Source organism: Hephaestia caeni (genome assembly GCF_003550065.1).
Classification (GTDB): domain Bacteria; phylum Pseudomonadota; class Alphaproteobacteria; order Sphingomonadales; family Sphingomonadaceae; genus Sphingomonas; species Sphingomonas caeni_A.
Genome location: NZ_QXDC01000004.1, coordinates 435,735 through 459,879, shown reverse-complemented (window position 1 = coordinate 459,879; position 24,145 = coordinate 435,735). Strand labels below are relative to the sequence as shown.

The following is a 24,145-nucleotide window of genomic DNA, read 5'->3' as shown; positions in this document are numbered from 1 at the left end:
TCTCGCCCAGTATGTCCGATAACGAAGCCCTTAGCGCCGCGCTCGCGCCGGTCGCCGCAGGCCGCGCGACCGCGCGGCTAGCGAACGGCACCGCGAGCATCATTCTCAACGTCACCGGGTTGCCGAAGAGCACGCACGACGCCTTCGAACAAGACGTGCGCGCGGCCGCGGCGGCGGTGCCGGGGGTGACCGAGGTGCGCGTCGCGCTGACCGTCGAACGCACCGCGCGCCGCCTAATCGCGATCGCGAGCGGCAAGGGCGGGGTCGGCAAATCGACCGTCGCCGCCAATCTGGCGATCGCGCTCCACCGGGCCGGACGCGCGGTGGGGTTGGTCGATGCCGATATCTACGGCCCGTCGCAGCCCAAGCTGCTGGGCGTCGAGGGCAGCCGCCCGCAGGCGCGCGACAAAGTCCTCCAGCCGGTGGCGACCCCGTACGGCGTGCCGCTGCTGTCGATGGGGCAGCTCGTCGACGCCGACAAGGCGATCGCGTGGCGCGGGCCGATGGTGAGCGGCGCGCTCGGCCAGCTCGTCGACGCCAATTGGGGCGATGCCGATACGCTGGTGCTCGATCTGCCGCCGGGAACCGGCGACGTGCAATTATCGATGGTCCAGAAGCACAAGCCCGCGGGTGCGGTGATCGTCTCGACGCCGCAGGATCTCGCGCTGATCGATGCGCGGCGCGCGATCGACCTGTTCCGCCGCACCGACGTGCCGATCATCGGGATGGTCGAGAATATGGCGGGCTATGCCTGCCCGCATTGCGGCGAGATATCCGATCCGTTCGGGCGCGGCGGCGCCGAGGCCGCCGCCGCCGAGCTGGGCGTGTCGTTCCTCGGCCGGGTGCCGCTCGATCTTGCGATCCGCGCGGCCTCCGATGCGGGCACGCCCCCCGTCACGGGGACCGGCGACGAGGCCGCCGCGTTCATCCGGATCGCCGATGCGATCGATGCCTGGCTGAAGGAGAAACGCTGATGCCGATCACCAACGACGACGACATCCGCGCGTTGCTGGCGGGCACGCGGACGATCGCGATGATCGGCGCCTCGGACCGCCCGGATCGCGATTCGAACCACGTCATGGCGTTCCTCCAGCAGCACGGTTACCGCGTGCTGCCGGTCAACCCGCAGATCACCGGCGAGCATATCCACGGCGAGTTCGTCTGGCGCGAGCTGTCGCAGATCGGGGAACCGATCGATCTGGTCGATATCTTCCGTCGGCCGCAGGCAGCGGGTGAGGCTGTCGATCAGGCGATCGCGGCGGGCGCGAAGGCGGTGTGGATGCAATTGGGCGTGATCAACGACGCCGCCGCCGCGCGCGCCGAGGCGGCGGGGCTCAAGGTGGTGATGGATCGCTGCCCGGCGATCGAGATCCCGCGGCTGGGCGTGCCGCCGGTCGAATAGCTTTTGGACTGTTTCAGTTATGCTGAAACAGAGGCGGCACCGGCCCGCTCCCCCACGGGGTCCCCACTAAGTATTACTTTGTGGGGTTACCCCCACCCCACCTCCCAACGGCAGTATACTGAATGGGAGGGGGGTGGGGGAGCGGGCCGGTGCCGCAATCCACGCAAACAAAACAACCCTACAGCACCACGGTCTGCGGCTTGGTTTGCTCGATCGCGGCGAGGATCATCCGTTCCCACACCGCCGGATCGCCTGCGTCGGCCATCGCGGAATCGGGCTCGCGCAGCGTGCGCAGGACAGCGGCGGCATCGGGCAGGTAATCTCTCCAGCGTTCCTCGACCTCGCGTGACGCCGATTCCGCGTCGCCTTCGGCATTGGCGCTGATCCGCTGGCCGGCGAGGACGCGCGCGATCCGTTCGGCGGCGGGCTGGGTGCTGATGTCCATCATCTTTCTCCTGCGCGATCAACGTGCGAGCGCGCGCGCGGCTCCGCGCCGCCACGTTGCGCATCCACATTTCGCAACTGCGGAAGCATTTTGCGCAATTGACGCTGCGGTGCAGCATCGCCAGCTCTGCGCGATGACCGAACCGCTTCCCCGATCCGCCGCCGGCCCACACAGGCACGTCGGGCTCACCCATCTCGCGCTGGCGATGGGCGGGTTCGCGATCGGCACCACCGAATTCGCGACGATGAGCCTGCTGCCCGATCTGGCGGCTGATCTGGGCATCGACGCGCCGACCGCGGGGCATGTGATCAGCGCCTATGCGCTTGGCGTCGTGGTGGGGGCGCCCGCGATCGCCGTGCTGTCGGCGAAATTGTCGCGGCGGACGCTGTTGATCGGGCTGATGGCGGTGTTCGCGCTTGCCAATGCCCTGTCGGGGCTGGCGGCAACCTATGGCTGGATGCTCGCCTTCCGCTTCCTGAGTGGATTGCCACACGGGGCCTATTTCGGGATCGCGACGCTGGTCGCCGCCTCGCTCGTGCCGCAGGGCCAGCGCACGCGGGCGGTGGCGCGCGTGCTGTTGGGGCTGACGGTGGCGACCGTCGCGGGGGTGCCGCTCGCCAATTGGCTGGGGCAGACGCTCGGCTGGCGCTGGGGGTTCGGGATCGTGGCATTGCTCGCGACGATGGCGGCGACGATGGTCGCGCTGGTCGCGCCGCGCGATCGGCCGCACGAGGGCGCGAGCCCGTTGCGCGAACTGGGTGCGCTCAGACGCGGGCAGGTGTGGTTGACGCTCGGCATCGGTGCGATCGGCTTTGGCGGGCTGTTCGCGGTCTACACCTATCTTGCCGATACGCTGCTCAATGTGACCGGGGTGACGCCGATGATGATCCCGATCGCGCTGATGGTGTTCGGGATCGGCATGACCGCGGGCAATCTGATCGCGCCGCGCTTCGCCGATCGCGCGCTGATGCCGACCGCCGCCGCGTTGCTGGCGTGGAGCGCGGTTGCGCTCGCGCTGTTCCCGCTTGCCGCGCACAATTGGTGGACGATGCTGGCCGATATCGGCGCGATCGGGATCGGCGGTGCGCTCGGTACGGTGTTGCAGACGCGGCTGATGGACGTGGCGGGAGACGCGCAGGCGCTGGCCGCGGCGCTCAATCACTCGGCGTTCAATATTGCCAATGCGCTGGGGCCGTGGATCGGCGGGATGGCGATCGCGGCGGGGCTGGGCTGGACGTCGACGGGGCTGGTCGGCTGCGGGCTTGCGCTCGGCGGGATGGCGGTACTGCTGGTATCGGTGACGATGAGCCGGCGCACCCCGGCGCTGGTGGCGGCCTGAAACGGAAACGGCACCGGCTCATTCCCGACAAGGAATAACCCGGTGCCGCTATCCGGCCAAAGCTCGATTCTAGAGCGAGCTGCATAAGACCTGATGCAGGTCGCTTGCTCTAAATCTTTGTTGTCGCACCGTTGTTCGCGAAAAACCGGTTCCCACTTTTTCGCACGATGCTCTAACTACACCGTCTGCGGGCGCCGCTGGCCGCGGCGATGGTGGTTCGCGCCGGGGCGGCGGCGGTCGCCGGCGGGCTGGCTACCCTGTGGGCGGTTGTCGCCACCGCGATGCGGCTTGTGCTGCCCCTCTCGCGTGCCGGCCGGGCGCCCCTCGGCACGCTGCGGCGTGCGCTGGCCATCATGCGTGGCGCGGGCATCGCCGTTGCGGTTCGGGCGAGCATCGCCGCCGCCGCGGTGTGGGCGACGATCGCCCTGCGCCTCGCGACGCTCGCCGCGCTGCTGCTCGCCATCGTGCCGGCGTCCCTCGCCTTGACGGTTGCCGCCACCCGGGCGGCGTGCGCCCCCTGCGGGAATGGCCTTGTGCGTCGCGCGCGGGCGGCGCGGGCCGCGCTGGCGATCCTCGCGCGGGGCAGGATCGGCGCCGATCGCCTTTTTGCGGGTCGCCTGAATCTCGTGCGACTGGGCGACGAAATCGGCCGGCAGCGGTTCGATCGTCACCTTCTGGCGGGTCACCCGCTCGATATCGCGCAGATAGGGGCGCTCGTCATCGGCGCAGAAACTGATCGCGACGCCGCTTGCCCCGGCGCGCGCGGTGCGGCCGATGCGGTGGACATATTGCTCGGCGACGTTGGGCAGTTCGAAATTGAAGACGTGGCTGACCCCCGACACGTCGATGCCGCGCGCGGCGATATCGGTCGCGACGAGGATGCGCACCTGCCCCGATTTGAACGCGGCGAGCGCGCGCTCGCGCTGCGGCTGGCTCTTGTTGCCGTGGATCGCGTGCGCGGCGAAGCCGTTGCCGCCGAGCAGCTTCACCACCCGATCGGCACCGTGCTTGGTGCGGGTAAAGACGAGCGCGCGTTCGATTCCCGGATCGCCGAGCTTGATCGTCAGCAGCGCCTGCTTTTCCTTCTGGCCGACGAAGGTGACGAACTGATCGACACGCTCGGCGGTGGTCGCTGCGGGCTTGATCGCGACGGTCGCGGGGTCGCGGAGGAACTGATCGGCGAGCGTGCGGATCGTCTTGGGCATCGTCGCCGAAAAGAACAGCGACTGGCGCTGTTTCGGCAGCAGCGTCACGATCCGGCGCAGCGCGTGGATGAAGCCCAGATCGAGCATCTGATCGGCCTCGTCGAGCACGAGGATTTCGAGCATCGAGAGGTTGACGTAGCGCTGCTCGATCAGATCGATCAGGCGGCCCGGCGTGGCGACGAGCAAATCGACGCCGCGGCTCATATCCTGTCGGTTCTTGTTGATGCTGGTGCCGCCGAACACGGTCGCGACCGAAAGCCGCGAGAATTTGGCGTAATCGCGCGCATTGTCGGCGATCTGCGTCGCCAGTTCGCGCGTCGGGGTGAGCACGAGCATCCGGCAATGATAGGGCAGCGGGCGCTTGCCGGCTTCGTCGAGGCGCTGGAGCGAGGGCAGCACGAACGCCGCGGTCTTGCCGGTACCGGTCTGCGCGATGCCGAGCAGATCGCGACCCTCGAGCAGCGTCGGGATCGCCTGCTGCTGGATCGGCGTGGGCGTATCATAGCCCTTGGCCTCGATCGCGCGAACGAGCGGTTCGGCGAGGCCGAGTGTGGAAAAAGACATGGAAAACTTTCAATAATCGCCGGGCTCGCGCGCCGATGGCACACGAGAGGCGGGGGAAGAAATGACACCCCGCGTGATATGGGAAGCCCGAAAAATCGACCGAGGCGGAGCCTTAATCCCAAGGGGATTCAATCACGCTGCATGACGCCTCGATGGCGGCCATGTGGATGCTGCGCTGCAAAAAGTCAAGCGATATTGCGGGCCGTTACCGGATCGTGACGGTCGCGATCGCGCCCGCATCGTCGCGCAGCCGCAGGAAGAGGCGGCCGTCCGCCGGCCTGGGCACCGCGATCATCGTGCCGGTAAAGCCGTCGGGCACCGCAACCGCACCCGCAAAGTCGGCAGTCGTGGCCACCGCGGCGAGCAGATAGAGGTCGCTTCCCGTCAGGTGGCAGGCCTGATCGTCGCATTGGAGGGCGTCGAGCGTCGGCAGGCGGACCAATGTGGCGAGCGGCGCCCAGGCGCCGGCGACGCCATCCTGGAGGATGCGGAAGCGGATCGGGCCATAGGCCGACGCGCCGAGCGTGGCGGCGAGATCGGCCTTGACCACGCCGATCGTGTCGTTCTGGACGGCATAGCCCGCGCCCGGTGCGATCCGGGCCGACAGGCGACCGTCGGCGGTTGCGATCTCGATCGTCTCGCGACCGGTGAGGCGGGTCGTGGGCGCGGCGCGGAACGAGAAGGTCAGCGCTGCGCCAAGCGGCACCACCTTCTTGTCGGCGATCGCGATCTGCAATTGGTGCTGGGTGACGGCGGGGGTCGCGGTGAGCCCCAGCAGCGTCGCCGCCGGGCGCGGCGCGGCGACGACCACCGGCAAGGGCCGCTTGCGCCCGTCGGCGAGCGTGACGGTGGCGGTCTCGCGATGGCCGGGGTCGAGCGCTGCCAGCTTTTCGGGATCGGCGGCGGTCAGCGTCAGGCGGTCGGTGCCGTCGGCGCGCACGATCGCGCCGGGGCGCAAGGCGAGGCCGCCGAGCGTGACCGCGGTCACCTTGTCGAGCCCGATGCCGGTGAGGTCGGCCTCGCTGTCGCGCGCGCGGAGCGTCAGTCGATCGAGGCGTAGTTGCTCGGTGGTGGTGGCGAGCGCGACGCTGACGGCCTCGCCGCCGCCCTTGGGATGGACGAGCAGCGTCAGCGCATCGGGCGCGGCGGGGGGTACCGGCACGGTGACGGTGAGGCGATCGCCGCCCGTCGGTTTCCACGTCAGCACCCGGCCGTCGGCAAGCGTGATGCGATCGACGCAGGCGGGCGCGCCGCCGACGAGGTCGAGCGCGTTATCGCGGCCGACGGGCAGGACGGCGGCGTCGCGCGAGACGGTGTGCCACGCGGCCGCTTCGGGATTGGCGAGGCTGAAGGTCGGGCCGTCGAACGGCACGAAGCCCCAATCGCCGTGGAGCGTGCCGGTGATGGTATCGCCGAGACCGCGCCAGGTGGCGGCGGGCGCGGCGAGGACGTAACCGCCGCGCGTCGGATCGGCGGTGACGGGCAGATCGAGGCTCGCGCCGCTCTCGCGCACCACGCGCAGCCGCATGTTCTGCGCATAGCGCGTCGCGTAGACGAGCGGCGCGCCTTCGATGGGCAGCACCGTGCCCGGCGCCGCGCACAGCGCGCCCTGCGTCGCCGAATGGCGCAGCGGCGGCACCCGCGGCGGCTCGATCGCGGGCAGCGCGACCACCATCACCGAGGCCGGCCGGCCGAAACTGGGCGCGGCGTTGAGCAGCAGCGTGACGCGATCGTCGTCGATCCGCGACAGCGCGGGGATATATTGGAGCTGGGTCGATTGGAACGCGCCGAACAGCCGCGCGATATCGCGCACCACGCCGATATAGGGGCTGTAATAGCCATAGCCGGCCTGGCGCGTCGAACTGATCCGATAGGCGAGATCGGTCGGCGCGCCCGCCAGCGTCTCGGCGAGCGCCGAGGTGTGCGTGTCGGCGAGCAGCAGCGCCTCGCGATCCTGCGTCAGACACGCCGCCTGAAGATCGGTGGGCTGATCGAGGCATTCGGTCTTGAGCTTGACCGAGAGGCTTTGCGTCAGCACCGGCGAGATCGTCGCGATCCGATCGGGGTCGGAGCCTTCGAGCCTGTGGATATGGCGCAGGAAAGTATCGAGCCGGCCGCGGTCGAGCGATGCCTGGTTGAGTTCCTGCGACGCGCGCACGAAGGTGCCGGGGCGGTCGCGTACCGCCTCGACGATCGCGTCGTAATCGCTGTTGTCGTCGGGCGCGAGGAACAGGACGAGCTGCCGCGCGCCTGCGGGGACCGTGAGCGACAATTCGGTGCCGCCCTTCTTCCAGGTCTTGGATTTGAAGAACCAGTCCTTGGGCGGCGGGTTGGTCGCGCCGCGCAAGAAGGCGGCGACGAGCAGCATCCGCGCGCCCTGCCGTTCGGGAAGGTCGAGCTTGATCGAGATGCGGTCGCTCTCGGCCAGATTGGGGACGCGCGCGATCGGCAGCGTCCGCCCGCCGTGCCTCACCGCGACCTGAAGCCCCGGCCCGGCGAGATCGAACGGCGACGAGGCCGCGCGCGCGGGCGCAGGGGCGGCGGCGAGACCGAGCAGGAGCGAGCAGCAGAACAGACGCAGCATCATGCGGATGGCGTGGCGCGGGCAGGTGTCAAGAATAGGGCGCAATCGGGGAGCCGGCGGGGCGTCACCCGGAAGGCGGCCGATTCTCGAGGCGGCGCACCTTGTGGGGAGTCGCGGGCAAGCCATTGAAATCGACCGATCGCTCCCATCGCAACCGTCATGCCGGACGTGTTCCGGCATCCAACCCTCCACCAGCGCCAGCATCCGCGGCTCTCTGGATCGGAACCAGTCCGGCTCGACGGAAACGAAAAGGGGCGCCCGGATCGTTTCGGGCGCCCCTCATGATCTTCAATGCCGCCGCGGCGAAGCCGCGCCGTCGGTCCTCGCGTGCGCGAGGCCGGCCGACAGCGCCTGTGCGCTGGTGCGCACCGGCCGGACGTCGCCGGCCTCAGGCGCTGTAGTACATATCATATTCCACCGGGCTCGGCGTGGTCTCGAAGCGGATCACTTCCTCCCACTTGAGGTCCGCATAGGAATCGATCTGGTCCTTGGTGAAAACGTCGCCCTTCAGCAGGAAGTCGTGATCCTCCTGGAGCGCGACCAGCGCCTCGCGGAGCGACCCCGAAACGGTCGGCACGTTGACCAGTTCGGCCGGCGGCAGATCGTAGAGGTTCTTGTCGATCGCCTCGCCGGGGTGGATCTTGTTCTGGATGCCGTCGAGCCCCGCCATCAGGATCGCGGCGTAGCACAGATACGGGTTCGCCATCGCGTCGGGGAAGCGGAACTCGACGCGCTTCGATTTGGCGCCGGTGCCGTAAGGGATGCGGCACGATGCCGAACGGTTGCGGCTCGAATAGGCGAGCAGCACCGGTGCCTCGAAGCCCGGCACCAGCCGCTTGTAGCTGTTGGTGGTCGGGTTGGTGAAGGCGTTGAGCGCGCGGGCGTGCTTGATGACGCCGCCGATGAAATAGAGGCACATGTCGCTCAGCCCGGCATAGCCGTTGCCCGCGAACAGCGGCTGGCCCTTTTCCCAAATCGAGAAATGGGTGTGCATGCCGGAGCCGTTGTCGTCCTTGATTGGCTTGGGCATGAAGGTCGCGGTCTTGCCGTAGGCGTGCGCGACCTGGTGGACGACATATTTGTGGACCTGCATCCGGTCCGCGGTCTGCGTCAGCGTGCCGAAGGTGAGGCCCAGTTCGTGCTGCGCGGCGGCGACCTCATGGTGGTGCTTGTCGCACGGCAGCCCCATCTCGATCATCGTCGCGACCATCTCGCCGCGGATGTCGACCGCCGAATCGACCGGCGCGACGGGGAAATAGCCGCCCTTGGCGCGCGGGCGGTGGCCCATGTTGCCGCCGTCATATTCGCGGCCCGAATTGCCCGGCAGCTCGATATCGTCGATCTTGTAATAGCTGGTCGAATAGCTGTTCTCGAAGCGCACGTCGTCGAACATGAAGAATTCGGCCTCGGGGCCGACATAGACGGTGTCGCCGATCCCGGTTGCGCCCAGATACGCCTCGGCGCGCTTGGCGGTGGTGCGCGGATCGCGCGAATAGCCCTCGCCGGTCGCGGGCTCGACGACGTCGCAGAACACGATCAGCATCGGCGTCGCCGAGAACGGATCGGTATAGACCGCGTCGAGATCGGGCATGAGGATCATGTCGCTCTCGTTGATCGCCTTCCAGCCGGCGATCGACGAGCCGTCGAACATCAGACCGTCGGTGAGTTCATCCTCGCCGATCAGCCCGGCCACCATCGTCAGATGCTGCCACTTGCCCTTGGGATCGGTGAAACGGAGATCGACCCATTCGATCTCCTCGTCCTTGATCTTCGCGAGAATGTCCGCGGCCGTGTTCGCCATGATGCTCGTCTTTCCTTCGTAATTCCCCTCCCGCTCGCGGGAGGGGTTAGGGGAGGGCGTGTGGGGGGTCAGATCGCTTCCTCGTCGCGCTCGCCGGTGCGGATGCGCAGCGCGGTCTCGATCGCGGTGACGAAGATCTTGCCGTCGCCGATCCGGCCCGTCTGCGCCGCCGCCGCGATCGCCTCGACGACGCGCGGCGCGAGGCCGTCCTCAACGACGACCTCGAGCTTCACCTTGGGCAGGAAATCGACGACATATTCGGCGCCGCGATAGAGTTCGGTATGGCCCTTCTGGCGCCCGAAGCCCTTCGCCTCGGTCACGGTGATCCCCGATACGCCTACTTCGTGCAGCGCTTCCTTCACCTCATCGAGCTTGAACGGCTTGATGATCGCTTCGATCTTTTTCATGCGTGCTTCTACTCCCGCCCACGGCCTGCGGTTTCAATAACCGTGCCAGCCGGTGATCGGCAAGAAAACGTGCCCGTCATGGGCGAATCGCACCGCCGCCTGCCCAATTCGTGCGCAGCGCCGCGATTGCTGCCCGAAAATGAGGCAGCGTCCCCCGTCAAACGACCGCTTGACTCTTAAATCTACATATGTTGTACTTCTGCCATGGCACGCAAACGACAACCGTCGAAGCAGATGCGACTCCTTCTTGAGGCGCTGTCCGCGCGACGCCGGGAATGGCGGCACGGGTATGATCTCATGAAAGAGACGGGCCTGTCATCGGGGACGCTTTACCCCTTGCTGATGCGCATGACCGATCAGGGGCTCGTCGAGGCCGAGTGGCGCGAACCGGCGCAGCCGGGGCGGCCCGCGCGGCACGCCTACCGGTTGACCGCCGCCGGCTTCGCGCTCGCGCTCGAACAGTCGGAGGATCGGGGACGCCTCGATCCAAGGACGGCGATCGCATGAAAGCCGCGCTGTCTCGGGCCGTCATGGCGCTGGCCATGTGCTGCATGGACGAGAGCCGCCACGAATGGTCGGCCGCGATGCGGGCGGAATTCGACACCGCGATCCCGGAAGGCAGATCGCTGTCATTCGCGACAGGATGCCTTGTTGCGGCCTGGCGCGAGATGCTGACGCGTGAGGAGGGCCGCTACACGCTGACCAATTACGCGCTGGCGCTCGGCGTGATGATTCCGATGGCTGCACTTCAGATCGGGTGCGCGCTGTTCGGCCTGCCCTATCTGTATCCCGGACGCGAAGGGCTTTCCGGCGCGCTGCTGGTGGGGGCCGAGCACGAAGCGCTTATCCGCGGCGTCTATCAGACCGCCGTTACCCCGCTCGCCTTCCTCCTTCTGCTGCTTGGCGTGGGGCATCTGGGGATCGCGCAAGCGATGCTGCAACGCGAATGGGACCGGGTCAGGCGGATCGGGACGCTCACGCTGGCGGCCTCGGCGACGCTCGTCATCTTCATGGGCGTGCTGTTTCTCGATAGTTCGCAAGCGCTGTTGCAGGGCGGCGTGCTGGCGATCGAGCTGGCCACGATCGCGGTCGTTGTCCGGTGGCATGCCCAGCTTTTCCCCGCGGCCGTGGACGAACATCCCGGGTAAGCGACCAGCTTTCCCGCGCCCCCTCTCTTCGGAGCAACATCCCGAACGCCTGCCTCTCGCGCACGCCCGCCCGTGTCGCGGCGGGGACTCGCGCGCGCCGGACGCACAAATCAACCGTCGACCCACTGGAGATGTCTCATGATGCACAAACGTCCAGAACCCAAAGCAGCAAGCCGGCGTATCGCCGTCGCGGCCCTGATCGCGGGCCTCGCTCTCGCCCAATCGGGCTATGCCGCCGCCCACGAGATGGCGTCCGGCCCGCGATTGGAGGGGCTCGCGCCGTCGGCGGCGGCCGGGCAATCGCCTTTCCTCGGCAAATGGGAACTCGATCTCGCGCGGATGCCCGATACCTACGGCCCGGCCCCCAAGCGGGTGACCTTCGCGTTCGAGGATGTCGGCGCGGGCCGGTGGCGGACCGTGATCGAGATCACCGCGCCGAACGGCAGCGTCCGGCAGGCCGCCTCGGAATATCGGCGCGACGGCAAGGCGGTGCGGGCCGAGGGCGATACGGCGGAAGCCGACAGCGCCGCGTTCAGTTCGCCGGCGCCCGATGTTTTGGTCATGAGCCTGGCCAAGGACAAGGGCTTGGCGTCGGTCCGCGTCTACACGATCTCGGCGGACGGCAAGGAGATGACCGAATCCGCGGCGGACACCGACGGGGACGGCGCGCCGTTCGTGCGCACCTTCCACTTCAAGCGCATCGCCTGATTTGCTTGCGGCGGGGGCTGCTGGCACTGCCGTGCTCGCCGCCCTTCGCCCGTCAGGCGTAGGGCGGCTTGTCGAGGCCCTTGGGGCTGGTGGTGAAGATTTCGCAGCCGGTCTCGGTGATGCCGATCGAATGTTCGAACTGCGCCGAGAGCGAACGATCGCGGGTCACCGCGGTCCAGCCGTCGTCGAGAATCTTCACGTCGGGGCGGCCGATGTTGATCATCGGCTCGATCGTGAAGATCATGCCGGGCTTCAACTCGGGGCCGGTGCCGGGGCGGCCGGCGTGGACGACCTCGGGTGCGTCGTGGAACAGCCGGCCGACGCCGTGGCCGCAGAAATCGCGCACCACGCCGTAACGATGCGCCTCGGCATGTTGCTGGATGGCGTGGCCGATATCGCCGAGGTGATTGCCGGGCTTCGCCTGATCGATGCCGATCATGAGGCATTCATAGGTGACGTCGACCAGCCGCTTCGCCTTCACCCCGACATCGCCGACCAGATACATCCGGCTCGAATCGCCGTGCCAGCCGTCGAGGATCGGCGTCACGTCGACATTGACGATGTCACCCTTCTTGAGCGTCTTGCTGCCCGGAATGCCGTGGCACACGACATGGTTGATCGAGATGCAGCTCGAATGCGTGTAGCCGCGATAGCCGAGCGTCGCGGGCACGCCGCCCGCGCGGACGATATGATTGCGGATCATCTCGTCGAGCGCCTGCGTCTCGACGCCGGGCACGACGTGCGGCACGAGCATGTCGAGCACCTCGGCGGCGAGCCGCCCGGCGCGGCGCATGCCTTCGAACGAGGGCTCGTCGAACAGCTTGATGGCGCCGGTGCGGCCCATCGGGGCATCGGCGGTGATGGTCACATAATCTGTCATGAGCGGCGATATAGCGGCAACGGCGGCGCTTTGCGAGGGGGGCGGGTTCGGCTATGCGGGCGGGCGATGGCACCCATGCGTATCTGGACCGCCGCCCTGGCGGTGATCGGCGACGAGATTCTCTCGGGCCGCACGCAAGACAGGAACGTCGCCCAGATCGCCGCCTGGCTGAACGTTCAGGGCATCCGCCTCGTCGAGGTGCGGATCGTGGGCGACCAGACGGCGGCGATCGTCGAGGCGGTCAACGATCTGCGCGCGCGCAACGATTATGTTTTCACCACCGGCGGGATCGGGCCGACGCACGACGACATCACCGTCGATGCGATCGCCGCCGCGCTTGGCGTGCCGGTCGTCCATCATCCGCAAGCGCTGGCGATCCTCGAGCGCCATTATGCGCGTCGCGGCGAGCAATTGACCGAGGCGCGCAAGCGCATGGCGCGCGTGCCCGAAGGCGCCGCGCTGATCGAGAACCGCATGTCGGGCGCGCCGGGGATCAGGATCGGCAACATCTTCGTGATGGCGGGGGTGCCGCACATCACCGCCGGGATGCTCGACGCGCTGACCGGCACGCTCGAGGGCGGGACACCGCTGATCAGCCGGACGATCGGCTGCTGGGTAGCCGAAAGCGAGGTCGCCGATCTGCTGCGCTCGACCGAGCATGATCATGCGGGCGTCGTGATCGGCAGCTATCCTTTCTTTCGCGACGGCACCGGCGGCGCCAACTTCGTCGTCCGCGCGACCGATGCCGCGCTGGTCGATACCTGCCTCGCCGATCTTGCCGCGCGGCTGGTCACAGCGGGGTACACCCCGGTCGACGGCGGCATCTGACGCGCCTAGAGTGCGATGCCTTTACGTTGAACCGTTCGCCCTGAGCTTGTCGAAGCCTGTCCTGAGCGCCTGCCTTGGCAGGCAGTCGAAGGGGGCCGTTCTGCGATGGGCTCGTTAATCACTTGCGGCACGAAGGACGGTGCTTCGACAACCCCGGATCAAGTCCGGGGACGAACGGGTTTGGGGAGCGGGCCGGCGCCGAATTTCGAATCAGGCTCTTAACGTCGCGTTAGCTATAGCGATCTAGCGTCGTCCGGGCATACATGCTCGCGGGGAAAGCGAATGGGTCTCGAAGCGCCGATCATCGAGGTTTCCGAAAAGCGCCGCGCGCGACGGCGGACGACCGGCGCGCGCGTCGGCGTGCGCGCGCTCGGCAAGCAGCGCGTCGAGACGCGGCTGCTCGATATTTCGCGCTACGGCTTCCGCGTCGCCGCCGAACGGCTGGCGCCGGGCAGCTCGGTGTGGCTTAAGCTTGCCGACAGCGAGCCGCAGCTCGCGCGCGTCGTGTGGAGCGATCAATATGCCTCGGGCTGCGTGTTCCTCGAACCGCTCGATCAGATGATCTACCGCACCGCGCTACGCACTGCCGGGATCGCGACGACGATCATCGCGTGATGATTGTTACGTTACAGAAATGATCCCCGCAGTCCGGGAGTGTTTGGACTCACCTTTCCATCACCTTCGCTGCCGGGTCGCGCCTGCCGCGCGGACGTCGGCAAGCGTCGGATAGCCGTTGACCGCCATCAGCAGATCGGCCTCGGCGAGCAGGCATTTGATGACATGCGCCGCGCCCTCGGCGCCGTCTAGCGCGAGGCCGTAGACGAACGGCCGCCCGATCCCGACCGCGCGGGCGCCGAGCGCGAGCGCCTTCACGACATCGCTCCCCGATCGCACGCCCGAATCGAACAGCACCGGCACATCGCCCGCCGCTGCGACGACATCGGGCAGCATGTCGATCGCCGCGATCCCGCCGTTGGCCTGCCGCCCGCCGTGGTTCGAACAGAAGATCGCGTCGGCGCCCGCATCGATCGCGCGGCGCGCGTCGTCGGGGTGGCAGAGCCCCTTGAGGATGATCGGCAGCGACGTCAGCGAGCGCAGCCACGCCATGTCGTCCCACGTCAGCACGCGCCCGAAGGTCGCCGCCCAGGTCATCACCGCGGCGGCGGGATCGTCCTCGGGCGGCCGTGCGAGCAGGGATCGGAACACCGGATCGCTGAAATAATTGGCCAGCACAGCCCCGCGCAATTGCGGGAAATTGCCGGTGTTGAGATCGCGCGGTCGCCAGCCGGTCACCCAGGTATCGAGCGTGACGACGATCCCCTTGTAGCCCGCCGCCTCGGCGCGGGCGACGAGACTTTCGGTCAGCCCCTCATGCCTGGGGGTATAAAGCTGGAAAAAGCCCGGCGTGTCGCCCAGCGCCTCGGCCACGCGTTCGAGCGGATCGTTGGCGAGCGTCGAGACCATCATCGGCACGCCCGTCGCCGCAGAGGCGCGCGCGGCGGCGAGATCACCGTGCCCGTCAGCGGTGCAGATGCCGGTGACGCCGATCGGGCTCAGGAAGATCGGGGTCGGCAGCGTGAGGCCGAACAGCTCGATCGACAGATCGCGGACGCGCGTGTCGACCATCATCCGCGGCACCATCCCCCAATCGGCGAAGGCGGTGCTGTTGCGGCGCTGGGTCGCCTCGTCGCCGCAGCCGCCCTGGACGTAGTTGAGCACATGCGGCGGCATCGCCGCCTCGGCCCGCGCTTCGAGCGTCGCGGCATCGACCGGGAGTTTGGGGAGCACGCCGCGCAACCCGGCGGCGTAGATCTCATTCTGGTAATCGCCGAACTGCGCCATCGACCTCTCCTCCACGCCACATTGCGAAGGAAGGTCGGTGCGGTGTCAAGCGCGGGTGGATCGAATTGCCGGATGGGGCGCCGCATGTTGCGATCAAGACCGCCACCGCGGCGAACGGGGCATCGGCCGGTTTGGAGCGGGTGAAGGGAATCGAACCCTCGTCGTAAGCTTGGGAAGCTTCTGCTCTGCCATTGAGCTACACCCGCATCGGATTGAAATCGCTTTATTTTCTGCCTGTGGCGCCAGACTGTTTTGCAACTTGTTTTGCAGCGATGCGCTCGGCGAGTGCCACAACCACCCGCTTGTGGTCAACATAGACTTTGCGGATCGACGCAACGCGTTCGGGCGACCAGCTCATAACGTCGGCCGCTTCCTGATCGGTTAGCTCCCATTCGGTCAGCAACATAGTGCAGAATGTGCCGCGAACATCGTGCAGATGTTTGAGGCGGCGGTTGCCATCCTCGTCGATGTGAACGATGTCGGCTGCGTCGCGGATGCGGTTGAAGCTGCCGCCAAGCCCGTCGCCGGTCCACGGTCGACCGCGGGTGTTGACCAGCACCGTGCTGACGCCGGATGCGCGTGGCCGGGTGCGCAGGTCCGCCAGCACCGTTTCGAGCTGCGGGGTCAGCGGGATGACGGCGCGGCGGCGCTTGCCCCGACTGCGCTTGAGTGCCTTTTTGACGATGGCGAACTCGCCGATCTGATCCCAGGTGAGCGACACCAGATCCTCGCGGCGCAAGCCGGTGACCGCAGCAAGCCGGAGCGCATCGATCAGATGCGGCCGCTTGAGATAGTGCGCCTTGGCCTCGAATTTGGCGATATCGTCGGCGGTCCAGACGATCTCGCCGCGATCGCCGCCCTTGTAGAGGTTGGGTATCTCGCGGGCGACGTTGATCGCGATATAGCCCCGCAGCCGCGCAAATTCGAGCAGGACGGACAGCACCGTCACGCCGACATCGGCGGATCGCGGCGTCTTGGCGCGCTCATCCCGCCACTTCACCACCTTGGCGACCATCCTGGGGTCGTTCCAGATCGCCGTTGGAAACTTGCCCCACCGATTCTCGATCAGATCGATATGGCCGCGCCAGTTTCTGCGGGTCGACCGGGCGAGCGCGCGCCATTCGGGGCTCGCCTTGGCCTCGTTGTCATCGTCCTGCGGGTTGGCCGGGCACCACTTGCGGATGATCGAGCAAAAGGTTTGCGGGTTGACCGACCGATCATCGGCCAGTGCGGCGGCGATTGCGGTGTGATCCGCCTTCGTCAGCGTCGGCTTGCGGGGTTGCTCGACCTTGCGGATGAGGGGGCCGCCGCGGAAGGCGTAGATGTACCAGGTGACGGGCTTGCCGCGGCGGGCGCTTTTGATGAACTGGACGGCCATCGGTTTATGGGCGCCAGTGCGTCGGACTAGGAAACGCGTGCATGCGGTCTGACTTCATCCAGCGTGGCGTGACCTCCGCTGCTTCGATCTCGCGCAGTTCGCGACCGTAGTCTACTGGACGGTTCAACGGATCAGGGCCAATTGGTTCAAGCATCGGCGCGGCCGCAACTGGCGTATTCCACACGGCTTTGCCCTCGGCGACCAGGCGCCCCCTGTGCACGCGCTTGACGTGGACCTCGCTGCCGTCGAGCGGCGCGGAATCAATTGGTCGCCAGTCGGTCATGGTCAAAGCTGATCCTCGAGCTGATCGAAGAGGCTGGTCGGCCGCGGGATCGCGCGCGCCTCGACGACTCGGATAGAGCCGTCAGGAGAGACTTCGATCCCCGCCACGTCAAGGCCGAGCTCGCGCGCGGTCTCGACCAGGTTTCTGATCTTCGCCTTGTTGGCGTAGGCCGGTTTAATCCTTTCCTGCACGCCCATCACGCGGCCTCGCGCAGGCGATCGGGCTGGCGTAGCGCGCCGCGGCGGCGCACGTCGGTTTCCATGACGATGCGGGCGACGCCCGCGCACTCGGCCTGCCACCAAGCGAGCGCGGCATAGAGATCGGCGAGCCGGGCGGCGCCGGCATCGTTGGGCACACGATCGGCGGCAATACGCTGACGCGCGGCGGCGGTGGTGATTTCGTCGAGCAGTTCGTAATTCCACGGGCCGAAGGCGCCGCGGTTGGGATCGTGCGCCTCCCAATCGATCGGGCCGGCGGTGCGATCGGCGGCCCAATTCCACTGTGCGACCAGCGCGCGGGCGCGTTCGAGCTTTTCGACGGCGTCGGCCTGCTTGAGCTTGCCCGCCTCGATCAGGCGCGGATATTGCGCCTCGCGCTGGCGGAGCAGGTAGCGCGCGGCATCGGCGAGCGCGTCGATCTCGTGGGCGAGGCGTGGGGCATCGGCGCGGTTCATGACCACGCCTCCCACGACCAATAGAGCGGCCATACCGCCGCGGCCACGAACGCGTTGATCGATGCCTGACCCGCGCAGTTGGGGGCATAGGGCGATCTATCGCAGGCGTGGTTGGCGGCGGCGTGCCCGAACGTGACGATCGCGATGCACGCATAGAGCGCGGCGGCTAGTGTGATGGCGCGAGCTTTCATGCCACTTTCCTCGCGGCGTCGCGCCGCTCGACCGGGAATTGCGCAGCGACGAGCGCCTGGGCGATCGGTGGGCAGACGCTGTTGCCGCATTTGGCGACCTGTGCCGTCTTCGTGATCGGCAGGCCGGCGGAATCGCGATCGATGATGTAATCAGGCGGGAAGCCCTGCGCGGCGAACAATTCGCGCGGGGTGAGCATGCGCATCCCGATATCGACGATAACGTATTCCTCGCCTTCGATCGTCACCGTGACGAGGCCGAAGCGATCCTGCACCGTGACGGTGCCGATCGGCCTGTCGAGGCCGTGGCCGTCGTTCTCGTTGCCGTAATATTTGATCAGGAATGCGCGGACCTCGGCCATGTGGGTGCCGCCCGCGCTGATCGTGTGCAGCGGCTTGTCGGTCGGCTGGCCGTCGCGGCAGGTGCCGCGCAGCTTGAGCAGGTTCGATGTCACCACCCGCTGCTGACTGCCGCTGGTCGCGATGGTCGACAGGGGCGCATCGGCTGGCCGCCCGGCAAGGTGATCGTTGTTCGGGCCGCCGTTCGCCTGCTCGATGTGCGCACAGACGACGCCAAAGCGGTTCTCGGCAGTTGATGTCCGAAGTGGTTCATCGGCCGGGTTGCCAGCGCGTACGCGACCGTCAGCTTTCTCGCCGTAGTAAGGCGCGAGAAACGCAGCGACCGCCGTGTTGTGGTCCTTCTTAGACGCGGTGACGGTGTGAAGCGGATCGTCGGCTGAGCGGTTCGCGCCGCCCTGCTGCGCATAGGAGACGAAGGTGGCGGCAAGCTCCTCACCCTGCTCATGACCACACCATTCGCAGGTCGGCCACCATGTGCCGGCATTTTCGTCACCGCATGCGGCGCAGATGAAATCGGCATGCTTGAGCGTCGCCTCAACCACCCCAAGCGGTGCCGCACCACCGGGGCGCTTTACGAAGCTATTGGCGGTTACCGTCGCGAGAGGATCTTCGACCGACTGCCCGATCGCGTTGGTGCGGAACTTGGTGACGTGCGGTACGATAACCGCGTGTTCGCCGCGGTTTGCTCCGGTGACGGTCGCCATTGGATCGTCGATCGAGGCGCCGCGTGCGCCGGGTTGATGGTGTGTCAGCGGCACGATGAAGGGCTTCGGGTTGTTCACCACGAACTTCATGATGCCGTGCGCGATGCGTCGCAGCGTCTTGTCCGCGAGGGGCTTTTTGCGCTCGAAGATGGACGGGCATGGGATCGACCAATCGATGATCTCGGCCGCCGTGCGCCACGGCTTGCGCTTGCCGCTCAGCACCTCGGGGGAATCGGGCTTGCCGTGCGTCGGGGCGGGCCAAGCGATCGGCAGACCGTCGACGCGCGCGATCATGAAGAAGCGCTTGCGGATCGTCGGCGCGCCGTAATCGCAGGCGCGTAGTTCACGGAACTGGAGCTTGTATCCGGCTTTGCGCAGTTCGCGGCACCATTTCTCGAATGTCTCGCCGCTGCGCGCCTTGATCGGCCGGCCTTCGTCGTCGAGCGGCCCCCAGGTGCGGAATTCCTCGACGTTTTCGAGCAGGATGACGGTCGGCCTAACGCGCTTGGCCCACAGCACGACGACCCATGCCAGATCGCGGATGCTCTTTTCGCGCGGCTTGCCACCCTTCGCCTTGCTGAAATGTTTGCAGTCGGGCGAGAACCACGCGAGTTGCACAGATCGGCCCTCGCACACGTCGCGCGGGTCGATCTGCCAGATGTTGTTGCGGATATGGCGGGTGCCGGGGTGATTGACCTCGTGCATCCTGATCGCCTGTTCGTCGTGGTTGATGGCGATATCGACGGCGCGACCGAGCGCGGCCTCGATACCGGTCGATGCGCCACCACCACCGGCGAAATTGTCGACGATGAGGGGGGTCATTCGCCGCACCCCGCACCGACCAGTTCGCCGTGCTCGCCCGCGGTGAAATCCTGCCAGTGGACCCAGCCCTTCGGGCACAGGAAACCCCATTCGCGGACCTTGGGGCCGGTGAAGAACAGCGAGACGAAGGGCTGGCCATCGACGAGTTCGAGGCGGTGCGCGTCGGTTGCCTTGCGATGGATCAGCGAACCGGCCTCGCGCACGAAGGTGCCGTGCGGCGTGATCTCGCGGTATCGGCCGACCAGCAGGAACGACGCGTTGTCCCACGGATGATCGTGCAGCGCGCGATCGTCATCGTCGCGCAAGCCCTGATGCAGATAGACGTTCTGCTGCTCGTTGCGCGGGACGATCCACCAGCGGCGTAGATACGTCGGCTTGCCGATGATGAGATCGGGGCGCCGTTGCATTTGCGCGGTGGCCCATGTCTGGAGTTCGGGCAGGGTGGCGTAGGGGGCGTTCATTACAGTGCCCCCGCCAGCAGGGCCGGGATCGCGCGGGACGCCATCATGACGATCATCGCGATCGCGAGGGCGACAACGGCGATTTCGATCCAGCGGTTGACGCGATCGCCATTGGCGAGCGTCCAGCGGGTGATGTCTGTCAGCCAGTCGTCGGGCGCAGGCCGCATCATCGGGTGCGCGCGCGTCGGGATGGCGGCGTCGTTGGTATAGGCGGGGAGGCTGTCGGCGCGGATCGTGTCGCGCAGCGCGGGATCGAAAGCGGCCTCGGTCGCCGCCGTATCGAGCGAGGCGAGGATCGCCGGGCTGGTCAGCGGGGTGGCGTCGAAATCCGGCGCGGCGTGGAAGGTGCCATCGTCATCGACCCATGCGGTGCGCATCGAATGATCGTCGGCTGGATCGATGGTTTGGTTGGGAAGCGTGGCCATGCGTGCGGCTCCTTTCGGAACCGCGTATGTGCGAAACTGTCGCACAAAGTCAAACGAAAATATCGCACAAGCGGTTGCGCGCTAGATGCGCCTGATGACGCCCACGACGCGGCCGATCAGAAACGCTTCTCCGTCGCTCGCGATGATGGGCGACACGGCAGGATTGTCACTGTTGATCTGGAGCGTGCCATCTGGGAGTTGGCGCAGGCGCTTGATCATTCCGAAACCGGCATAGCTGACGGCCCAGATGCGATCCTGCTGCTTCATCACCTGCTGCGAGCGATCGATGATCACAATGTCCTGATCGAGCAGGGTTGGCATCATCGAGTCGCCGTCGCCGCGTGCGACGAACAGCATCGATGCGGGCGAGTGGGTCAAGTTGCTCAACCAGGCCCGGCTGAACGGCACCATCTGCGTAACCGGGTAATCACTGATATCAGCGCCGCCGCCCATCGAATAGCCGACCTCGATTTCGGGCAGCAGGACGGCATCGAGGCGGTCAGCCAAATCCTCGGGCGCAGCCTTGAGCGCTCCCGAGGCCGTTACCCCCGCAAGTCCCATGATGAGATCGCGCGGGGTGCCATGTGGCTCGAAGATGTCGGCGAGACGCTCGGCGAGATGGAGGGGCAACAGCGACTTTTTGAACTTTTTCGGGTCTTCATATGCCGCATAGGTGGATGACGGCATGTCCAACGCTTCGGCGGTGGCGCGCACGGTCATTTTCGCGTGTTCACGCAATGCCTTCAGGCGGGCGGTGACGGGGCCTAGATCGGTCATTTGCCCATTAGGCGAAAAACTCGCACGCTGTATGTGCGAATTAATCGTTGCATCTTGTGCGAATGTATCGCACAAGCTCACCCCATGATGACGCTGTTCGACAAATTTGGTGGGGTGAGGCCGATGGCCGAGCATCTACGCGAGGCCCCTTCGACCGTGCAAAGCTGGAAGACCTCCGGGCGTGTTCCGGCGGGGCGACAGCCTGCCGTGCTTGAAAAGGCGCAGGAGCTGGGCCTCGACGTTACGGCCGAAGATGTCGTCTTTCCGCTCGGGCGGCCGGACGTGGCGGACGATGTTCTTCATGCCGACAGCGATACCGCCGAGTCGGTGCCGCCGTCAGCCGGAAAGGCGGATCATGTTTCCGCCAGCGAGGTGGCGGCGTGACGCCCGAGAAGCTCGCCATCAAGCGGGCGACCGCCGAGATGATCAAGGGCGTCGGCGGGCTGGAGGCGTCGGCGGGGCTGTGCCGGGTCGGCAAATCGACGCTCGGCGACAACCAATCGGTCAACCACGACGACAGCTTCGTCGCGCTCGACGTGGTGCTCGACCTGGAGCCGCTGACGCGCGAGCGCGCGGGGTGGCCGCATATCACGCGGCTGATGTGCCGCAACAACGGCGGCGCGTTCGTCGCGCTGCCCGACCCGCAGGGGCTCGGCGACGATCTGAACGCCTGCGCGGCGCGGCACGCCAAGGAGGCGAGCGAAGTGACGGCGCGGCTGTTCGACGCGATGGGCAATGGGCAAATCACCGCCGCCAAGATTTCGAAACACGATCTGCTGCGCGAAGCGCGCGAGGCGATCGAGGCGAGCGTGCAGTTGCAGGCGATGCTCGAAGCGATCGCCGAGGCGGAGGCATGAGCCGGATGCACCTGATCGCGACGGTGCCCAACGAGGGCGCGCGGCGGCTGGCGTGGTGGATCGGACAGCTTGGCCCCGATGCCTATGACGCGTTTGCGGCGGCGATGGGCAGCCATGTGAGCTTCGTCGACCGGATTTTGGCGGGCGAGATCGTGCCGGCGGCGCATCTGGCGCAGCGGATCGGCGCGGTGACGAGCGATTTTATCGACCGGCGCGACTGGCGGCGGCCGGCGGCGGGCGGCTGGTTCGATCCGGTCGCGCCGCGCGACGGTTCTGCTCGATGTGGGCGGCGGGCGGCATGATGGCGCGTGTTCGCGAAAAGGCCGAACGGCCGCGCTATGCGATCGGGCCGCTGGCCGAGGTGGTCGACGAGGCGGCGGGCGTTATCGCGACGGCCGGGATGATCGATACGTGGCTGGCGGTGGCGCGCGCGGGCGATGAATTCATCTATGCCTCGCGGGCGTGGCTGCCGCCGGGCGCGGCCGGTGCGGCATGCGCGCGCTCGCTCGCCGAAATGGGGCTGGTACACCTCAAGCAACGGCCGATCGCCGGGACGGCGCAGCGCAATTACGTGATGGAGCGATCGAGCCGCGCGATCGATGCGGCGACGCGCGGCACGCGGACCCCGGTTTCCGACAAGGCGCCGATCGACGGTGAAGCGGCGGTGATGAACGCGGTGATGCCGGCGCTGCGCCGCGCGGCGCGCTGGGGGCGGCCGTGCCCGACCGACGTGCAACTCGCGAGCCGTGCCCGCGTGCCGGTGGACGAGATCGCGCGCGTGCTGGCGGCGATGGTGGAAATGAACTGGATCCGGATCGAGCGGGTGAAGGCGCCGACGCTGCGCCAGGTGACGATCGTCGCCACCGGCCATCGGACGGGGCTGGTGAGGGAGGACCGATGACAGCGAAGAAGAAAGCGGACGGCGCGCCGGATGCGGTGAGCGTCGAGGTGGATCGCGACGCGCTGTTGGCGGCGCTGCGCGCGGTGGGCGATGTCGTTGAGGCGCGCAACACGATCCCGGTGCTGGCGAACCTGCTGCTTGCCGTCGAGGACGGCGTGATGACGGTGACGGGCACCGATCTGGACGTGGAAGTGAGCGCCACGCTGCCCGCGACGGGCGCGATCCGCACCACGGCGCCGAAGGACAAGGTGCTGGCGGCGGTGGCGAGCTTCAGGCCCGGCGCGCTGACGATCGCGCCGGTCGACGGGCGGTCGGCGCTGACGATCAGGCAGGGGCGCGGCGTGCGGACGATCACGACGCTGCCCGCCGACGATTTCCCCAAGCGGACGGCGCCGGAGACGGCGTTGCGCTTCACCATGCCTGCGAAGGGGCTGTTGCGGCTGTTCGAGACGACGCGGATCGCGATGTCGAACGAGGAAACGCGGTATTATCTGGTCGGCGTGCTCCTCCATATCGCCGACCGCAAGCTGCGCGCGGCGGCGACCGATGGTCTGCGGCTGATCCGCGCCGAATGTGCCGCGCCGAAGGGCGCGAGCAAGATGGCGGATATCATCGTGCCCGCCAAGACGGTGACGCACCTGTGCAAGCTGCTCGCCAAGGTCGAGGCCGATGTGGCGATCGCGGTGGCCGAGGGGCTGCTGACGATCGACCTGCCGGGGATCGCGGTGTGGAGCAAGCTCGTCGACGGCGCCTTCCCCGATTACACGCGGGTGATCCCCGCCGAGGGCAAAAACCGGCTGTCGGTGGTGCGCGATGCGCTGGTGGACGCCGCCGCGGCGGTGACGGCGGTCGTCAATGCCGAGGGCGACAGGATCAAGCATCGCGGCATCGCGTTCGATCTCGCGCCCGGTGAAGAGCACGAGCTTTCGGCGCGCGATCAGGCGGGATCGAGCGCGAGCGAGCCGTTCGCCGCGACCTATGTGGGCGAGCCGATCCGCTTCGGCATGAATTCGCAGCTTTTGACGCAGGTGTGCGGCGTGTTCGCCGAGGGGGCGGTGCTGAGCGCGGCGATCGACGGGCCGGGCGCGGCGGTTCGGATCGTGTCGGACAAAGACCCCGACGTGCTCGCCGTCATCATGCCGATGCGGGCTTGAGGGAGAAGG

General features: G+C 67.3%; 29 protein-coding genes and 1 tRNA gene. 13 read left to right on the top strand and 17 right to left on the bottom strand.

What is annotated here, in order from left to right; genetic code table 11:
- Positions 1–11 precede the first annotated feature (11 nt).
- Both DFR49_RS16785 and DFR49_RS16780 read left to right on the top strand, forming a co-directional pair.
- The gene (locus DFR49_RS16785; protein ID WP_119036823.1) at positions 12–974 is read left to right on the top strand and encodes an Mrp/NBP35 family ATP-binding protein; all 963 of its coding nucleotides are present in this window, start codon (positions 12–14) and stop codon (positions 972–974) included.
- Positions 974–1,402, top strand: coding sequence for a CoA-binding protein (locus tag DFR49_RS16780; RefSeq protein WP_119036822.1), 429 nt, complete (start codon positions 974–976; stop codon positions 1,400–1,402). Before DFR49_RS16785 ends, DFR49_RS16780 begins: the two co-directional genes overlap by 1 nt.
- Positions 1,403–1,580: 178 nt before the next feature.
- Here the strand turns inward: DFR49_RS16780 and DFR49_RS16775 are convergent, their stop codons facing one another.
- The gene (locus DFR49_RS16775; RefSeq protein WP_119036821.1) at positions 1,581–1,847 is read right to left on the bottom strand and encodes a hypothetical protein; all 267 of its coding nucleotides are present in this window, start codon (positions 1,845–1,847) and stop codon (positions 1,581–1,583) included.
- A 133-nt stretch (positions 1,848–1,980) separates the two neighbouring features.
- On the opposite strand from DFR49_RS16775, the gene DFR49_RS16770 reads away from it, so the two are divergent.
- Positions 1,981–3,186: an MFS transporter gene (locus DFR49_RS16770; RefSeq protein WP_119037270.1), complete on the top strand. Its 1,206-nt coding sequence runs from the start codon at positions 1,981–1,983 to the stop codon at positions 3,184–3,186.
- A gap of 176 nt (positions 3,187–3,362) precedes the next feature.
- On the opposite strand, the gene DFR49_RS16765 is transcribed toward DFR49_RS16770, so the two are convergent.
- From DFR49_RS16765 to DFR49_RS16750, 4 genes are all read right to left on the bottom strand, one after another.
- Entirely contained in the window at positions 3,363–4,955 is a 1,593-nt protein-coding gene (locus DFR49_RS16765) for a DEAD/DEAH box helicase (protein WP_119036820.1), read from the bottom strand.
- A gap of 205 nt (positions 4,956–5,160) precedes the next feature.
- Entirely contained in the window at positions 5,161–7,542 is a 2,382-nt protein-coding gene (locus DFR49_RS16760) for a hypothetical protein (protein ID WP_119036819.1), read from the bottom strand.
- 385 nt (positions 7,543–7,927) lie between these two features.
- Complete coding sequence (gene glnA / locus DFR49_RS16755; protein ID WP_119036818.1) at positions 7,928–9,340, bottom strand: type I glutamate--ammonia ligase; 1,413 nt, start codon at positions 9,338–9,340, stop codon at positions 7,928–7,930.
- 68 nt (positions 9,341–9,408) lie between these two features.
- Positions 9,409–9,747 carry a P-II family nitrogen regulator gene (locus DFR49_RS16750; protein WP_119036817.1) on the bottom strand — a complete coding sequence of 113 codons (339 nt, stop codon included), beginning with the start codon at positions 9,745–9,747 and terminating at the stop codon, positions 9,409–9,411.
- A 204-nt stretch (positions 9,748–9,951) separates the two neighbouring features.
- On the opposite strand from DFR49_RS16750, the gene DFR49_RS16745 reads away from it, so the two are divergent.
- From DFR49_RS16745 to DFR49_RS22275, 3 genes are all read left to right on the top strand, one after another.
- Positions 9,952–10,254 (top strand): PadR family transcriptional regulator, encoded by a 303-nt coding sequence (locus DFR49_RS16745; RefSeq protein WP_342768478.1) that lies wholly within the window; start codon positions 9,952–9,954, stop codon positions 10,252–10,254.
- On the top strand, positions 10,251–10,895 hold the full coding sequence (locus tag DFR49_RS16740; protein ID WP_119036816.1) for a hypothetical protein: 645 nt from the start codon (positions 10,251–10,253) through the stop codon (positions 10,893–10,895). Before DFR49_RS16745 ends, DFR49_RS16740 begins: the two co-directional genes overlap by 4 nt.
- Positions 10,896–11,033: 138 nt before the next feature.
- On the top strand, positions 11,034–11,603 hold the full coding sequence (locus DFR49_RS22275) for a hypothetical protein (protein ID WP_245968608.1): 570 nt from the start codon (positions 11,034–11,036) through the stop codon (positions 11,601–11,603).
- Positions 11,604–11,655: 52 nt separating this feature from the next.
- Here DFR49_RS22275 and map read toward each other — a convergent pair whose 3' ends face one another.
- Positions 11,656–12,483, bottom strand: coding sequence for a type I methionyl aminopeptidase (gene map, locus DFR49_RS16730; protein ID WP_119036815.1), 828 nt, complete (start codon positions 12,481–12,483; stop codon positions 11,656–11,658).
- A 66-nt stretch (positions 12,484–12,549) separates the two neighbouring features.
- Here map and DFR49_RS16725 point away from each other — a divergent pair, with 66 nt between their 5' ends.
- Together DFR49_RS16725 and DFR49_RS16720 are read left to right on the top strand one after the other, a co-directional pair.
- A complete protein-coding gene (locus DFR49_RS16725) occupies positions 12,550–13,311 on the top strand; it encodes a competence/damage-inducible protein A (RefSeq protein WP_119036814.1) in 762 nt (253 codons plus the stop codon).
- 282 nt (positions 13,312–13,593) lie between these two features.
- A complete protein-coding gene (locus DFR49_RS16720; protein ID WP_119036813.1) occupies positions 13,594–13,926 on the top strand; it encodes a PilZ domain-containing protein in 333 nt (110 codons plus the stop codon).
- A gap of 60 nt (positions 13,927–13,986) precedes the next feature.
- Here the strand turns inward: DFR49_RS16720 and DFR49_RS16715 are convergent, their stop codons facing one another.
- From DFR49_RS16715 to DFR49_RS16670, 11 genes are all read right to left on the bottom strand, one after another.
- Positions 13,987–15,153 (bottom strand): alpha-hydroxy-acid oxidizing protein, encoded by a 1,167-nt coding sequence (locus DFR49_RS16715; RefSeq protein ID WP_119036812.1) that lies wholly within the window; start codon positions 15,151–15,153, stop codon positions 13,987–13,989.
- A gap of 132 nt (positions 15,154–15,285) precedes the next feature.
- A tRNA-Gly gene (locus DFR49_RS16710) sits at positions 15,286–15,359 on the bottom strand.
- Positions 15,360–15,376: 17 nt separating this feature from the next.
- Positions 15,377–16,531, bottom strand: coding sequence for a tyrosine-type recombinase/integrase (locus DFR49_RS16705; protein WP_119036811.1), 1,155 nt, complete (start codon positions 16,529–16,531; stop codon positions 15,377–15,379).
- A 4-nt stretch (positions 16,532–16,535) separates the two neighbouring features.
- A complete protein-coding gene (locus tag DFR49_RS21760; RefSeq protein WP_147373723.1) occupies positions 16,536–16,820 on the bottom strand; it encodes a hypothetical protein in 285 nt (94 codons plus the stop codon).
- Complete coding sequence (locus DFR49_RS16700) at positions 16,817–17,011, bottom strand: hypothetical protein (protein WP_119036810.1); 195 nt, start codon at positions 17,009–17,011, stop codon at positions 16,817–16,819. Before DFR49_RS16700 ends, DFR49_RS21760 begins: the two co-directional genes overlap by 4 nt.
- Complete coding sequence (locus tag DFR49_RS16695) at positions 17,011–17,487, bottom strand: hypothetical protein (protein WP_119036809.1); 477 nt, start codon at positions 17,485–17,487, stop codon at positions 17,011–17,013. The genes DFR49_RS16700 and DFR49_RS16695 overlap by 1 nt, the downstream gene beginning before the upstream one ends.
- Positions 17,484–17,678, bottom strand: coding sequence for a hypothetical protein (locus tag DFR49_RS16690; protein WP_119036808.1), 195 nt, complete (start codon positions 17,676–17,678; stop codon positions 17,484–17,486). Before DFR49_RS16690 ends, DFR49_RS16695 begins: the two co-directional genes overlap by 4 nt.
- A complete protein-coding gene (locus DFR49_RS16685) occupies positions 17,675–19,561 on the bottom strand; it encodes a DNA cytosine methyltransferase (RefSeq protein ID WP_119037267.1) in 1,887 nt (628 codons plus the stop codon). Before DFR49_RS16685 ends, DFR49_RS16690 begins: the two co-directional genes overlap by 4 nt.
- Positions 19,558–20,022 carry a hypothetical protein gene (locus DFR49_RS16680; protein ID WP_119036807.1) on the bottom strand — a complete coding sequence of 155 codons (465 nt, stop codon included), beginning with the start codon at positions 20,020–20,022 and terminating at the stop codon, positions 19,558–19,560. Before DFR49_RS16680 ends, DFR49_RS16685 begins: the two co-directional genes overlap by 4 nt.
- The gene (locus DFR49_RS16675) at positions 20,022–20,447 is read right to left on the bottom strand and encodes a hypothetical protein (RefSeq protein WP_119036806.1); all 426 of its coding nucleotides are present in this window, start codon (positions 20,445–20,447) and stop codon (positions 20,022–20,024) included. Before DFR49_RS16675 ends, DFR49_RS16680 begins: the two co-directional genes overlap by 1 nt.
- Before the next feature lie 81 nt (positions 20,448–20,528).
- A complete protein-coding gene (locus DFR49_RS16670; protein WP_170151044.1) occupies positions 20,529–21,224 on the bottom strand; it encodes a S24 family peptidase in 696 nt (231 codons plus the stop codon).
- Positions 21,225–21,308: 84 nt separating this feature from the next.
- On the opposite strand from DFR49_RS16670, the gene DFR49_RS16665 reads away from it, so the two are divergent.
- From DFR49_RS16665 to dnaN, 5 genes are read left to right on the top strand one after another with little or no spacing between them, the layout of a single operon-like run.
- Entirely contained in the window at positions 21,309–21,608 is a 300-nt protein-coding gene (locus tag DFR49_RS16665) for a carph-isopro domain-containing protein (RefSeq protein ID WP_147373722.1), read from the top strand.
- Positions 21,605–22,081: a hypothetical protein gene (locus DFR49_RS16660; protein ID WP_119036803.1), complete on the top strand. Its 477-nt coding sequence runs from the start codon at positions 21,605–21,607 to the stop codon at positions 22,079–22,081. Before DFR49_RS16665 ends, DFR49_RS16660 begins: the two co-directional genes overlap by 4 nt.
- Positions 22,078–22,383 carry a hypothetical protein gene (locus tag DFR49_RS16655; RefSeq protein ID WP_119036802.1) on the top strand — a complete coding sequence of 102 codons (306 nt, stop codon included), beginning with the start codon at positions 22,078–22,080 and terminating at the stop codon, positions 22,381–22,383. Before DFR49_RS16660 ends, DFR49_RS16655 begins: the two co-directional genes overlap by 4 nt.
- Complete coding sequence (locus tag DFR49_RS16650; protein ID WP_147373721.1) at positions 22,380–22,982, top strand: hypothetical protein; 603 nt, start codon at positions 22,380–22,382, stop codon at positions 22,980–22,982. Before DFR49_RS16655 ends, DFR49_RS16650 begins: the two co-directional genes overlap by 4 nt.
- Complete coding sequence (dnaN, locus tag DFR49_RS16645) at positions 22,979–24,136, top strand: DNA polymerase III subunit beta (RefSeq protein ID WP_119036800.1); 1,158 nt, start codon at positions 22,979–22,981, stop codon at positions 24,134–24,136. The genes DFR49_RS16650 and dnaN overlap by 4 nt, the downstream gene beginning before the upstream one ends.
- Positions 24,137–24,145: the final 9 nt, after the last annotated feature.